Raw genomic sequence first — 13,026 nt, forward strand, 5'->3', positions numbered from 1 at the left:
ATGTTCGTCGGCGCCGTCTTCTTCCCGCTCCTCGGGGCGACCATCAGCGGCTTCCTCGGCCGCTGGATCGGCTCCCGCGCCGCGCAGTGGTCCAGCGTGGGGTGCATGGTCCTGGCCGCCATCTGCGGCGTCGCGGCCTTCGCCGAGGTGGCCATGGAGGGCGACCCGGCCACGGTCGTCATCGCCACCTGGATCGACGTCGGCGGCTTCGAACTGGCCTGGGCGCTGCGCTACGACACGCTGGCCACAGTGATGGTGGCGATGGTCACGGTCGTCTCCACCCTGATCCACCTCTACAGCGTCGGCTACATGGCGCACGACGCCACCCCGCCGCGCTTCTTCGCCTACCTGTCGCTCTTCACCTTCATGATGCTGATGCTGGTGACGGCGGACAATCTGGCCCAGCTCTTCTTCGGCTGGGAGGGCGTGGGCCTCGCGAGCTACCTGCTCATCGGCTACTGGTACGACCGGGAGAGCGCCAACGCCGCCGCGATGAAGGCCTTCATCGTAAACCGCGTGGGCGACTTCTTCTTCATGCTCGGCCTCGCGCTGACCTTTCTCACCTTCGACAGCATCGACTTCTCCGAGATCTTCGCCGCGGTGCCGCAGCACACCGGCGACACCTTCCTCGGCCTGAACTCGATCGAGCTAATCGGCGTCCTTCTGTTCCTGGGCGCCTGCGGCAAATCGGCGCAGATCGGCCTGCACACCTGGCTGCCGGACGCCATGGAGGGCCCCACCCCGGTCTCAGCGCTGATCCACGCCGCCACGATGGTGACGGCCGGCGTGTTCCTGGTGTGCCGCATGTCGCCGCTGATGGAGTACGCGCCGAACGCGCTCACCCTCGTCACCTTCGTCGGCGCCACCACCGCGCTCTTCGCCGCGACGATCGGCTGCGTGCAGAACGACATCAAGCGGGTGATCGCCTACTCCACCTGCTCGCAGCTCGGCTACATGTTCTTCGCGGCAGGGGTCGGCGCCTACCAAGTGGCGATGTTCCACCTCTTCACCCACGCCTTCTTCAAGGCCCTGCTGTTCCTGGGCGCCGGCAGCGTCATCCACGCCATGTCCGACGAGCAGGACATCCGCCGCATGGGCGGGATCTGGACCAAGATCCCGGTGACCTACGCGGTGATGTGGATCGGCAGCCTCGCCCTGGCCGGCATCCCCTTCTTCGCCGGCTACTATTCCAAGGACGCCATCCTTGAGGCCGCCTTCGCGTCGCACAGCCTGGTCGGCGGCTACGCCTTCATCTGCGGCATCCTCGCCGCCTTCCTGACCGCCTTCTACTCCTGGCGGCTGCTCATCCTCACCTTCCACGGCGAGCCGCGGGCCGACCACCACACCATGGAGCACGTCCACGAGAGCCCGCTGGTGATGCTGGCGCCGTTGTTGTTGCTCGCGGTCGGCGCCGTGCTGACCGGCTACCTGTTCTACGGTTTCTTCGTGGGCGAGCACGAGCACGCCTTCTGGGCCGGTTCCATCGTCAATGCGGCGCACAACCACGTGCTGCACGACATGCACGAGGTCCCCGCCTGGGTGCCGCTCGCCCCCACCGTGGTCGCCGTGCTCGGCATTGCGCTCGCCTACATGCTCTACATGGTGGCGCCCGCCATCCCAGCGCGCTTGGCCGCGGCAGCGCCCGGCGTGTACCGCTTCCTGCTGAACAAGTGGTACTTCGACGAGCTGTACGACATGATCTTCGTCCGGCCCGCCCAACGCCTGGCCCGGCTGCTCTGGCAAGTCGGCGACGTCCGCATCATCGACGGCATGCCGAACGGCGCCGCCGACCTCGCGGCCGGGGCCGCCCGCGGCGCGGTCCGCATCCAGACCGGGCGGGTGGCGAACTACGCCTTCGCCATGATCATCGGCCTCGTCTTCTTCGTCTCCCTCTTCATGCTCGGCCTCCGCTGATGAACGCCGCCGGCTTCCCGCTGCTCTCGCTGCTCACCTTCCTGCCGCTGGTGGGCGCCGCCATCATCCTGTCGGTGCGCGGCGATGACGCGGTGGTGGCACGCAACGCGCGCTGGACGGCGCTCTGGACCAGCCTCCTCGTCTTCCTGCTGAGCCTCATCCTATGGGCGCGCTTCGACCGCGGCACGGCCGACTTCCAGTTCGTCGAGCGGGTGTCGTGGCTGCCGGAGTTCGGCGTCGGCTACCACATGGGCGTGGACGGCGTCTCGGTGCTGTTCGTCCTGCTCTCCACCGCGCTGACGCCCGTCTGCATCCTCGCGTCCTGGGAGGCGATCACCGCCCGCGTCCGCGAGTACATGGTCGCCTTCCTCGTGCTCGAGACGATGATGGTGGGCATGTTCTGCGCGCTGGACATGCTCGTGTTCTACGTCTTCTTCGAGGGCGTGCTGATCCCGATGTTCCTCATCATCGGGGTCTGGGGCGGCGCGCGGCGCGTCTACGCCGCCTACAAGTTCTTCCTCTACACCCTGCTCGGCAGTGTGCTGATGTTGCTCGCCATCCTGTACCTGTGGCGCGAGGCCGGCACCACGGACATCCCGGAGATCTACCGCCACGCCATCCCCGCGGCGGCGCAGGCCTGGATCTTCTTCGCCTTCCTGGCCTCCTTCGCGGTCAAGGTGCCGATGTGGCCCGTCCACACCTGGCTGCCGGATGCGCACGTGGAGGCGCCGACCGCGGGCTCCGTCATCCTCGCCGGCGTGCTGCTGAAGATGGGCGCCTACGGCTTCCTCCGCTTCAGCCTGCCCATGCTGCCGGAGGCCAGCGCCCAGTTCGCGCCGTTGATCTTCGTCCTCTCAGTCGTCGCCGTCGTCTACACATCTTTGGTGGCGCTGGCGCAGGAGGATATGAAGAAGCTGATCGCCTACTCTTCCGTCGCCCACATGGGCGTCGTCACCATCGGCATCTTCACCTTCAACCAGCAGGGCCTGTCCGGCGCGTTGTTCACCATGCTGGCGCACGGCGTGGTCTCGGGCGCGCTCTTCCTCTGCGTCGGCGTGCTGTACGACCGCGTCCACAGCCGGGACATCGCGCGCTACGGCGGCGTGGCCGGCATCATGCCGTCATACGGGCTGGTGTTCCTGTTCTTCACCATGGCCTCCGTCGGCCTCCCCGGCCTCGCCAACTTCGTGGGCGAGTTCCTGGTCATCGTGGGGGCCTGGAGGGTGAACCCGTGGGTCGCCGCGGGCGCGGCGCTCTCCATGATCCTGGGCGCCTGCTACATGCTGCTGCTCTACCGCAGGGTCGCCTTCGGCCGCGTCACGCGCGAGGACGTGCGCTCGCTGCTGGACCTCTCGCCGCGGGAGTACGCGGTGTTCGTGCCCCTGGTGCTGGTGACGCTCTGGCTCGGGGTCTACCCGCAACCCGTGCTCGCCGTGTTCGAGGCCAGCGTCGCCTCCCTCGTGCAGCGCCACGAAGCGGCGCTGTCCAACGCCGCCCGACTCGCCGGATTGTAAGCCGCCATGTCCTGGACCCTCGCCATGCCGGAGATCGTGCTCGCGGTCGCCGGCCTCGTCATCCTCGCCGTGGCCGTGTTCCCGAAGCGCGACACCTTCTTCCCCGCCAGCATGGCGGTGATCGGCGCTCTGCTGCTCGCCGGCGTGCTCGTGCTCGGCCAGGAGGAAGGCACCGCCTTCGGCGGCCAGTACGTCGCCGACGGCTTCTCCTCCTTCATGAAGCTGCTCGTGATCCTCGGCGGCGCGCTCGGCCTGCTGCTGGCGCTGGACTGGAACGAGAAGGAAGGCCTCGGCCGCTTCGAGTTCTCCGTCCTGGTGCTCTACGCCACCCTGGGCGGCATGGTCATGGTCTCCGCCAACGACCTTATGACGACGTACCTGGGCCTGGAACTGCTCTCGCTCCCCCTCTACGTCATCGCCGCCTTCAACCGCGACGACGCGCGCTCCTCCGAAGCCGGGCTCAAGTACTTCGTGCTCGGCGCGCTCGCCTCCGGGCTGCTGCTCTACGGCGCGTCGCTGGTCTACGGCTTCGCCGGCTCCACCAACTTCGACCGGCTCGCCGACGCGCTGACGGGGGGCGAGCCCGCTTCGCAGGGCCTCGTGGTCGGCATCGTCTTCGTCATAGCGGCGCTGGCCTTCAAGGTCTCGGCCGTGCCCTTCCACATGTGGACGCCGGACGTCTACGAGGGCGCGCCCACCCCGGTCACCGCCTTCTTCGCCATGGCGCCCAAAGTCGCGGCGATCGCCCTGCTCGCGCGCGTGCTGCTCGGCCCCTTCGGCGACGTCGCGGCGCAGTGGCAGCAGGTGATCCTGCTGGTTTCCATGGGCTCCATGCTGCTGGGCGCCTTCGCCGCCATCGGCCAGCGCAACATCAAGCGGCTGATGGCCTACTCGTCCATCGGCCACGTTGGTTACGCGCTGATGGGCGTCGCGGTCGCGAGCGACGAGGGGCTGCGCGGCCTGCTCATCTACATGGCCATCTACATCTTGATGAACGTCGGCACCTTCGCGGTGATAGTGTCCATGCGGCGGCAGGGCAGGGCGGTTGAGCATGTGGACGACCTCGCCGGCCTCGGCCGAACCGACCCTGGCACGGCGTTGTGGATGGCGGTGTTCATGTTCTCCATGGCCGGAATCCCGCCGCTCGCCGGCTTCTTCGGCAAGCTCTACGTCTTCCTGGCCGCGGTGCAAGGCGGCTTTTGGGTGCTCGCCACGGTGGGCGTGCTCACCAGCGTCGTCTCGGCCTACTACTACCTGCGCATCGTCAAAGTGATGTACTTCGACCAGGGCGTCGGCGCGCTGGACCGCGCGCCCGCCAGCCTGTCCGCCGTCATGGCCGGCACCGGGCTGTTCAACCTGCTCTTCATCCTGTGGCCGGCGCCGATGCTGGCCGCGGCCGGCGCGGCGGCGGCGGCGCTGCTGACCTGATGGCGGGTGGCGACGGCCGCTGGCGGCTCGAGGTCCACCCCGAACTTCCTAGCACATCCAGCCACCTGACCACCCTCGCGCGGGAAGGCGCGCCGGACGGCTTGGCGATACTCGCGCTGCGCCAGACCGCAGGACGGGGCCAAGGCGGCCGGTCGTGGTGCGACGCGCCGGGCAACCTCGCCGTCTCGCTGCTCATCCGCCCCCGCCACGCCGCGCGGGAAGCGCCGCAGTGGAGCCTGCTTGGCGGTGTCGCCCTGGCCGAAGCCGCGCGCGCCGTCGACCCCGATCCGGACGCGCTGTCCCTCCGCTGGCCGAACGACCTGCTCCGCCACGGTGCCAAGTGCGCCGGAGTCCTGGCGGAGAGCGCGGTTTCGCCCGATGGCGGCCTCGCTTGGATCGTGCTCGGCTTCGGCGTCAACCTCGCCCACGCCCCGACGGTCGCGGATCGCCCCACCGCCCGCCTCGGCCGCGCCGAACCGCCCGAAGCTTTCGCCGCCCGGTTGCTCGACCGGGTCTGCGCGTGGCGCCGAGTCCGGGACGCCGAGGGTTTCGGCGCCGTTCGCGAAGCCTGGACCGCGCACGGCCCGGCGCCCGGGCTTCGCATCGCCGCGCGCTGCGGCCAGGGCACGGCCGAGGGGGGCTTCGCGGGACTGGGCGAGGATGGCAGCCTGCTGCTCCGATCCGGGCAGGGCGCCATCCTCCGCATCGCCGTCGGCGAAGTGCTGGAAGCTGCAACGCCAGGACACCGAGCAGGGGAGGCGCGCTGACACCTATGCTGCTGGCCATCGACGCGGGCAACACCAACGTCGTATTCGCCGTCCACGATGGCCGCGAATGGCGCGGGCGATGGCGCATCGCCACCAGGCCGGACCGCACCTCGGACGAGTACGCCGTGTGGCTGCTTGCGCTATTCCGGCACTGCGGCCTGAAGCCCGGCGACATCGACCGTTGCTCCATCGGCACGGTCGTCCCGGCCGCGCTCTACAACCTCCGCCGCCTGTCGCGCGAGTGGTTCGAGGTCGAGCCGCTGATCGCCCGGGCGGCCGTGGACTGGGGATTCGAGATCAAGGTGGACCGGCCGCAGGAGGTCGGCGCCGACCGCCTGTTGAACGCCCTGGCCTCGCACCACCATTACCGCGGCCCGCTCGTGGTTGTCGATTTCGGCACCGCCACGACCTTCGACGTGGTGGACGGGAAGGGCGCCTACCTCGGCGGGGTCATCGCGCCCGGCATCAGCCTGTCCATCGAGGCGCTGCACCAAGCCGCCGCCCGGCTGCCGCGGATCGGTATCGGCCGGCCGCAGGCCGTTATCGGCCGGGACACGGTGGCCGCGATGCAATCGGGGGTGTACTGGGGCTATGTCGGCCTGATCGAAGGCATCGTCGGCCGCATCCGGGGCGAGCAGGGGCCGCTCAAGGTGGTGGCGACCGGCGGCCTCGCCCCGCTGTTCGGGGAAGGGACGGCCGCCATCGAAGTTATCGACCAGGACATAACCCTGGAAGGCCTCCGGCTGTTGGCGGATCGCAACCCCGCCCCAATCTTCTCCCGATCCGGGTTGCGCGATCCCCCGTACAGCCCCGCGTAGAAGAGAGCATGGACGATTTCGTTTCGGGCGCCGGTCCCCGCGATCCGGCCGACGATTTGGCTTTCATCCCCCTCGGCGGCACCGGCGAGATCGGGATGAACCTCAACCTCTACCGGTGCGACGGCGCCTTCCTGGCGGTGGACTGCGGGATCGGCTTCGGCGGCCCGGACTTGCCCGAAGCGGACATAGTCGTGCCGGACGCGACCTGGATCGCGGAGCGCCGGGGCCGCTTGGTCGGCCTCGTCATCACCCACGCCCACGAGGACCACGTCGGCGCGGTGGCGCACCTGTGGCCGCAACTCCGCTGCCCGATCTACGCCAGCCCCTTCGTGGCCGCGGTGTTGCGTCGCAAGCTCGGCGAAGCCGGTTTGAACGGCGAAGCGCAAGTGACGACGGTGCCCCTGGGCGGCCGCCTGTCCCTCCCGCCCTTCGACCTCGAGTTCCTCCGCGTCGCGCATTCCGTGCCAGAAGCGCAGGCCCTGGCCATCCGCACCCGGCACGGCCTGATCGTTCACACCGGCGATTGGAAGCTCGATCCCGAGCCGCTGACCGGCCTGCCCACGGACGAAGCCGCCTTCGCCCGCGTGGGCCAGGAAGGCGTGCTCGCCATGGTCTGCGACTCGACCAACGCGCTGGTTGAGGGCCATTCCGGCAGCGAAGCGGAGGTGCGGCGGAACCTCGCTGCCATCATCCGTCCCCTGAAGGGGCGCGTGGCCGTGACCTGCTTCGCCACCAACATCGCCCGGGTGGAGAGCATCGCCCGCGCAGGCGAGGCCGCCGGGAGGCAAGTGGCGCTGTTCGGCCGCTCTCTCCGCAACGCCGAAGCCGCGGCCCGGGAATGCGGCTACCTGAAGGGCATCGGCCCCTTCGTACCCGAGGAGGAGGCCGGCTTCCTCCCCGACGACTCGCTCCTCGTCATCTGCACCGGCAGCCAGGGCGAGCCCCGTTCGGCCCTGTCCAAGATCGCCGCCGACACGCACCCCCACATCGCGCTCGGGGAGGGCGACACCGTCATCTTCTCGTCCCGCATGATCCCCGGGAACGAGCGCGGCATCCTGCGCTTGCAGGACAGCTTGGCGCGCAATGGCTGCCGCGTGATGACGGCGGACGACCACATGGTCCACGTCTCCGGCCACCCGGCCCGTGACGAGTTGAAGCGCCTCTACTCCCTGGTGAAGCCGCGCTACGCCGTGCCGGTCCACGGCGAGTGGCGACACCTGACCGAGCACGCGGCGCTCGCCGAGGAGATGCAGTCCAAGCCGCTGCTGGTGGAAGACGGCGACGTGCTGCGCCTCGCGCCAGGCCGCGCGGACGTGGTGGACAGCGTGCCGACGGGCCGGTTGGTGGTGGACGAGGGGCGGCTCCTGCCGCTTTCCGGCAGCGTTCTCGCCGCTCGCAAGCGGATGCTGTTCAACGGCGTGGTCATGGGATCCCTCGCCGTAGACTCCGCCGGCCGCGTCATGGGCGGTGCGCAGGTCTCGGCGCCCGGGCTGTTCGAGACCGCGGACATCGAGCCGTCGCAGATCGCCGCCGACCTCACCCGCGCGGTCGAGGGCTTGCCGAGCGCGCTCCGCCGGGAAGACGGCGCGCTGCGCGAAGCGGCCCGGGCCGCGCTCCGCAAGGCGGTGGGCCGCCGCTTGCGGAAGCGCCCGGCTGTCGAAATCCACCTCTTGCGCGTGTGACGGCGCGGCACCCGGCGGCCCGCGGTGTCCGTTTTCACCGGCGTCATAGTCTACGTGTTGATCTGGTGGACGGCGCTGTTCGCCATCCTGCCGATCGGCACCCGCCCCGACGCGGTCGGCGACGCGTCAACGGGCGGCTGGCGCGGAACGCCGGAGCGCCCGCTGCTCATGCGGAAGATCCTGGCCACTACGGCGGTGTCGGCCGTCCTCTGGATCGGCGTCTACGCGCTGGTGGAAAGCAACTGGATCAGCTTCCGGTCGGGCTGGTTCGCTCTGCCCGAAAGATAGGCTGACCGAGGCGGCCCCGGCCAGCGCTTGCGCAGAATCGGTTTGAAACCCGTTTTTTCTCCGCGCCCGCAGCATCGTTTGAGGTTGTGCCGCGATATACGCCTGCGCCACGATCTTTGGCAGGAGAAGGGTTTCTTCTCCTGTCGTGTGACTGGCGTTTCCTCCCTAAACTCGGGCCGCACCCTTCGAGGTGCGGCCCTTTTTTTCGTGTAACCGCGGTAATCTCTCCTGGCTAGCAATTTTTTGCCCGTGTGACGGAACTTCTCGCTAGTTTCGTGTTTCGGACGCCCTCTTGGCGACCAAAGATGTCTACGCAGCGGGTGTTGATCTACCTTCGCGGGAGCCCTGGCGAACCGGCTTGGCGGCACCTATGGTCCGCCGCCCGGTGTCGGAGCCGGCCATGTCCAGGAGCCCGCGTTGCGACTCTCTAAAGCCTTCCTGCCCACCCTGAAGGAAACGCCGGCGGACGCGCAGATCGCGTCGCATCGGTTGATGCTTCGCGCCGGCATGGTCCGGCAGACCTCCGCCGGCATCTACGCTTGGCTGCCGCTGGGCTGGCGCGTGCTGCAGCGGGTGGAGCAGATCGTCCGCGAGGAGCAGGACGCTGCTGGGGCGCAAGAAATCCTGATGCCGACGATCCAGACCGCCGACCTTTGGCGGCAGAGCGGCCGTTATGACGCCTACGGGCCGGAGATGCTGCGGCTGAGGGACCGGCACGACCGCGAGATGCTCTACGGCCCGACCAACGAGGAGATGGTCACGGAGATCTTCCGTGGCTACGCCCGGAGCTACCGCGACCTGCCGCGCAACCTCTACCACATCCAATGGAAGTTCCGGGACGAGGTGCGCCCCCGCTTCGGCGTCATGCGCGGCCGCGAGTTCCTGATGAAGGACGCCTACTCCTTCGACCTCGATTACGCGGGCGCGCAGGCGAGCTACCGCCGCATGTTCGTGGCCTACCTCCGCACCTTCGCCCGCATGGGCCTCAAGGCCATCCCCATGCGCGCCGCCACCGGCCCGATCGGCGGCAACCTGAGCCACGAGTTCGTCGTGCTGGCGGAGACCGGCGAGAGCCAAGTCTTCCTCCACCGCGACCTGCTCGACTTCGACGTGCTCCGCGCCGCCCCGGACTACGAGGGCGACCTCTCCTCCGTGGTGGACTTCTGGACCGGCCGCTACGCCGCGACCGACGAGGAGCACGACGAGGCGGCCTGGGGTGCGATTCCGGAGGGGCGGCGCGTGTCCGCCCGCGGCATCGAGGTCGGCCACATCTTCTACTTCGGCACCAAGTACAGCGCCGCGATGGACCTGAAGGTGCCCGGCCCCGACGGCGCCCTGGTCGAACCCGAGATGGGCAGCTACGGCATCGGCGTGTCACGCTTGGTCGGCGCCCTGATCGAAGCCAACCACGACGAAGCCGGCATCAAGTGGCCCGACGCCGTCGCGCCCTTCGCCGCCGCCGTGCTCAACCTCAAGCAAGGGGACGCCGCCTGCGACGCCCTGTGCGAGCGGCTGCACGCCGCGCTCGCCCCCGCTTGCCTCTACGACGACCGCGCCGAGCGGGCCGGCGTCAAATTCGCCGACGCCGACCTGATGGGCCACCCTTGGCAGGCCATCGTCGGCCCGCGCGGCGCTGCGGCCGGCAAGGTGGAGCTGAAGCGCCGCGCCACTGGCGAGCGGCAGGAGGTCTCGTTCGAGGACGCGGTCGCCCGGGTCCGGGAGACCGGAGCCGGCTGATGTTCGGCACCTTCGAACGCCTGGTCGCGTTCCGCTACCTGGCGGCGCGCAAGGGGGAGCGCTTCGTCTCTTTCAACGCGTGGTTCAGCCTCATCGGCATCGCGCTCGGCGTGGCGACGCTCATCATCGTCATGAGCGTGATGAACGGCTTCCGCCAGGAGCTGCTCGGCCGCATCCTCGGCCTCAATGGCCACCTCGGCGCCTATGCCGCGGAGGGCGGCCCGATGCGCGACTTCGACGCCGTGGCCGCCCGCATCCGCGCCGTGCCCGGCATCGTCGAAGCCACGCCCATCATCGAAGGCCAGGTTCTCATCACCAGCGAAGCCGGCGGCGCCACCGGCGGCCTCGCGCGCGGCATCCGGCCCGAGGACCTGCGCGCGCGCGACATCATCGCCCGCAACATCGTCCGCGGCAGCCTTTCGGAGTTCGAGGCCGAGGACACGATTGTCATCGGCGCCGGCTTGGCCAACAAGCTCCGCGTCGGCGTCGGGGACCGCGTCACCCTCGTTTCGCCGCAGGGCAGGGCAACGGTGGTCGGCACCTTGCCGCGGCTCCGCGCCTTCCGGATCGTCGCGCTCTTCTCCGTGGGCATGAACGAGTACGACAGCACCTTCGCCTTCCTGCCGCTCGCCGCCGCCCAGGCCTACTTGCAGATGCCCGAAGCCGCGACGCAAGTGGAAGTCTTCGTGCAGGACCCGACGCGCGTGCGCGCCGCCACGCGCGAGATCTGGCGAGCGCTCGCCGACCGGCCGGTCCGCATCCTCGACTGGCAGGAGTCCAACAACAGCTTCTTCGCCGCGGTGCAGGTGGAGCGGAACGTCATGTTCCTCATCCTCACCCTCATCATCCTGGTGGCCGCCTTCAACATCGTCACCACCCAGACCATGCTGGTGAAGGACAAGCGGCGCGACATCGCCATCCTCCGCACGGTGGGCGCCCGGCGCGGCGCGGTGCTGCGGGTGTTCCTGATGTGCGGCGCCGCCATCGGCGTGCTCGGCACCGCCGCCGGCCTGCTGCTCGGCTTGGTGTTCTGCGCCTACATCGAGGAGATCCGGCAGTTCCTGCAATGGCTCACCAGCACGCAGCTCTTCCCGGCCGAGGTCTACTTCCTGGCGCAGCTCCCCGCCGTGGTGGACTCCTCGGAGGTGACGCAGGTGGCCGCGATGAGCTTCGCGCTGTCGCTGCTCGCCGCCATGTACCCGGCGTGGCGCGCGGCCCGGCTCGACCCGGTGGAAGCGCTCCGCAATGAGTGACGCCTCGCCGCCGCCGCCCCTGCGCCTGGAAGGGGTCGCGAGGCATTACCGCACCGAAGCCGGCGACCTGCCGGTCCTCACGGCCGCCGACCTCACGCTCCAGGCAGGCGAGATCGTGGCCTTGGTGGCGCCGTCGGGCACCGGCAAATCCACGCTCCTGCACCTCGCCGGCCTTCTGGAGCGGCCCGACGCCGGTGAAGTCCACGTCGCCGGCCGCGCCGCCGGCACCCTGTCGGACGACGCTCGCACCGCGATCCGGCGCGACACCATCGGCTTCGTCTACCAGTTCCACCACCTGCTGCCCGAGTTCACGGCGGAGGAGAACGTGCTGCTCGCCCGGTTGGCGGCCGGCGCCCCGCGTTCCGTGGCGAAGGCCCGGGCCCGCGAACTGCTCGCTTCCTTCGGCTTGAACGGGCGCGAGTCGCACCGCCCGGGCCAGCTCTCGGGCGGCGAGCAGCAGCGCGTCGCCATCGCCCGCGCCCTCGCCAACGAGCCGCGCATCCTCCTGGCGGACGAGCCCACCGGCAACCTCGACGTGGCCACCTCCGACCGCGTCTTTTCCGAACTGCTGGACGCCGTCCGCAACCGCGGCGTCGCGGCGCTGATCGCCACCCACAACCCGAGCCTCGCCGCCCGCATGGACCGGGTCGTGACGCTCAGCGAGGGGCGCGTGGTGGCGGCCTGACGCCGCGCCGATCCCCGCCGGGACGCCACAACGCGCCGACCAACATGCCGGCAACGACGGTCGCCATGCCCGCAATCTGCAAGGCCGAAACCCGCTCGCCGAGCAGGAGCCACGCCCAGAACACGCCGAGCGCGGGCACCAGCGGCGGGAGCAGCGCGCCGCGCGACGGGCCCAGCGCCGCCACAGCACGGCTGTAGAGGATGATGGCGAGCCACCCGGCGACCAGCCCTTGGTAGCCCGCCTGGATCGCCGCCGCGCCAGGCGCGTCCGGGATGCCGCCCAGGCCGAATACCAGCAGGTGGACCGGCAGCCAAAAGACGGAGCAAGCGCCCATCACGCACGCGGTCCGGAGCCCGCTCAGCCCCCAGCGCCGCATCAGCACGCCGAACAGCGCCCAGTTGAAGCCGCTCCAGACAAGCAGCAGGTCGCCGATCCAGGCCCGTCCGCCGCCGGCGCCCCCCAGCAGCCCTTCGCCGCCGATCATCACAAGGCCCGCGACGAGGATGGCGACCCCGGCGAGGACCCCGGCGCCGGGCCTGTCGCCGAGGACGAGCCAAGCCAGCAACGGCGCGAACACCATAGTTCCGCCGGGGTTGAGGATCGAGCCGTGCGTGGCCGAGGTGAAGGCCAGCGCCCCCGCCGTCAGCAGGAAGTACGGGACGCCGCCCAACAGGGTGAGCGCCAGCGACCGCCCGGGCGTCGCGTCGCCGAAGCCGATCCGCAGCAGGACCAACAGGCAGAGCGGCCCGGAGACCCCGTACCGGATCAGTATGAGGTCGGCGACCGAAAGGCCGTTCTCCAAACCGTGCCGCGCGCAGGCGAAGTTGCCGCTGAACAGCACCATGGCGAGCACACCGCCGACGACGGCACCGCGGTCCGTCGAACCCGGAGCGTCACGTGCGCCGGCGCAACACTCGGGGTCTACGCCCCACTTTGCGCC

Annotated in this window: 11 protein-coding genes; 10 read left to right on the forward strand and 1 reads right to left on the reverse strand. The window is 69.8% G+C overall.

All coding sequences use genetic code 11. The features are described 5' to 3' along the window. The 10 genes from nuoL to ABD067_RS08120 all read left to right on the forward strand — a co-directional run bounded on the left by nuoL (nt 1) and on the right by ABD067_RS08120 (nt 12,086). Nucleotides 1-1,914: an NADH-quinone oxidoreductase subunit L gene (gene nuoL, locus ABD067_RS08075; protein WP_343894711.1), complete on the forward strand. Its 1,914-nt coding sequence runs from the start codon at nt 1-3 to the stop codon at nt 1,912-1,914. Further along, nucleotides 1,914-3,428, forward strand: coding sequence for an NADH-quinone oxidoreductase subunit M (locus tag ABD067_RS08080; RefSeq protein WP_343894712.1), 1,515 nt, complete (start codon nt 1,914-1,916; stop codon nt 3,426-3,428). The genes nuoL and ABD067_RS08080 overlap by 1 nt, the downstream gene beginning before the upstream one ends. 6 nt (nt 3,429-3,434) lie before the next feature. After that, nucleotides 3,435-4,856: an NADH-quinone oxidoreductase subunit NuoN gene (nuoN, locus tag ABD067_RS08085; protein ID WP_343894713.1), complete on the forward strand. Its 1,422-nt coding sequence runs from the start codon at nt 3,435-3,437 to the stop codon at nt 4,854-4,856. After that, on the forward strand, nt 4,856-5,623 hold the full coding sequence (locus ABD067_RS08090; RefSeq protein WP_343894714.1) for a biotin--[acetyl-CoA-carboxylase] ligase: 768 nt from the start codon (nt 4,856-4,858) through the stop codon (nt 5,621-5,623). The genes nuoN and ABD067_RS08090 overlap by 1 nt, the downstream gene beginning before the upstream one ends. Nucleotides 5,624-5,628: 5 nt before the next feature. Continuing rightward, the gene (locus ABD067_RS08095) at nt 5,629-6,441 is read left to right on the forward strand and encodes a type III pantothenate kinase (protein ID WP_343894715.1); all 813 of its coding nucleotides are present in this window, start codon (nt 5,629-5,631) and stop codon (nt 6,439-6,441) included. An 8-nt stretch (nt 6,442-6,449) separates the two neighbouring features. Continuing rightward, nucleotides 6,450-8,123 carry a ribonuclease J gene (locus tag ABD067_RS08100; RefSeq protein WP_343894716.1) on the forward strand — a complete coding sequence of 558 codons (1,674 nt, stop codon included), beginning with the start codon at nt 6,450-6,452 and terminating at the stop codon, nt 8,121-8,123. A gap of 24 nt (nt 8,124-8,147) precedes the next feature. Then, nucleotides 8,148-8,411, forward strand: coding sequence for a DUF1467 family protein (locus ABD067_RS08105; protein WP_343894717.1), 264 nt, complete (start codon nt 8,148-8,150; stop codon nt 8,409-8,411). A 417-nt stretch (nt 8,412-8,828) separates the two neighbouring features. Next, entirely contained in the window at nt 8,829-10,148 is a 1,320-nt protein-coding gene (gene proS / locus ABD067_RS08110; protein WP_343894718.1) for a proline--tRNA ligase, read from the forward strand. Beyond that, entirely contained in the window at nt 10,148-11,401 is a 1,254-nt protein-coding gene (locus tag ABD067_RS08115) for a lipoprotein-releasing ABC transporter permease subunit (RefSeq protein WP_343894719.1), read from the forward strand. Before proS ends, ABD067_RS08115 begins: the two co-directional genes overlap by 1 nt. Next, a complete protein-coding gene (locus ABD067_RS08120) occupies nt 11,394-12,086 on the forward strand; it encodes an ABC transporter ATP-binding protein (protein ID WP_343894720.1) in 693 nt (230 codons plus the stop codon). Before ABD067_RS08115 ends, ABD067_RS08120 begins: the two co-directional genes overlap by 8 nt. On the opposite strand, the gene ABD067_RS08125 is transcribed toward ABD067_RS08120, so the two are convergent. Next, nucleotides 12,058-12,939 (reverse strand): DMT family transporter, encoded by an 882-nt coding sequence (locus tag ABD067_RS08125; RefSeq protein ID WP_343894721.1) that lies wholly within the window; start codon nt 12,937-12,939, stop codon nt 12,058-12,060. The genes ABD067_RS08120 and ABD067_RS08125 overlap by 29 nt on opposite strands. Between the last annotated feature and the right edge of the window lie 87 nt (nt 12,940-13,026).

It is taken from the genome of Craurococcus roseus, assembly GCF_039523795.1.
Classification (GTDB): domain Bacteria; phylum Pseudomonadota; class Alphaproteobacteria; order Acetobacterales; family Acetobacteraceae; genus Craurococcus; species Craurococcus roseus.

Excerpts from the sequence above, each read along its gene's own strand:
- ABD067_RS08100 (WP_343894716.1), top strand. The coding sequence starts at position 6,450 with ATGGACGATTTCGTTTCGGGCGCCGGTCCCCGCGATCCGGCCGACGAT.
- nuoL (WP_343894711.1), top strand. The coding sequence starts at position 1 with ATGTTCGTCGGCGCCGTCTTCTTCCCGCTCCTCGGGGCGACCATCAGC.
- ABD067_RS08095 (WP_343894715.1), top strand. The coding sequence starts at position 5,629 with ATGCTGCTGGCCATCGACGCGGGCAACACCAACGTCGTATTCGCCGTC.
- ABD067_RS08080 (WP_343894712.1), top strand. The coding sequence starts at position 1,914 with ATGAACGCCGCCGGCTTCCCGCTGCTCTCGCTGCTCACCTTCCTGCCG.
- ABD067_RS08120 (WP_343894720.1), top strand. The coding sequence starts at position 11,394 with ATGAGTGACGCCTCGCCGCCGCCGCCCCTGCGCCTGGAAGGGGTCGCG.
- nuoN (WP_343894713.1), top strand. The coding sequence starts at position 3,435 with ATGTCCTGGACCCTCGCCATGCCGGAGATCGTGCTCGCGGTCGCCGGC.
- ABD067_RS08115 (WP_343894719.1), top strand. The coding sequence starts at position 10,148 with ATGTTCGGCACCTTCGAACGCCTGGTCGCGTTCCGCTACCTGGCGGCG.
- ABD067_RS08090 (WP_343894714.1), top strand. The coding sequence starts at position 4,856 with ATGGCGGGTGGCGACGGCCGCTGGCGGCTCGAGGTCCACCCCGAACTT.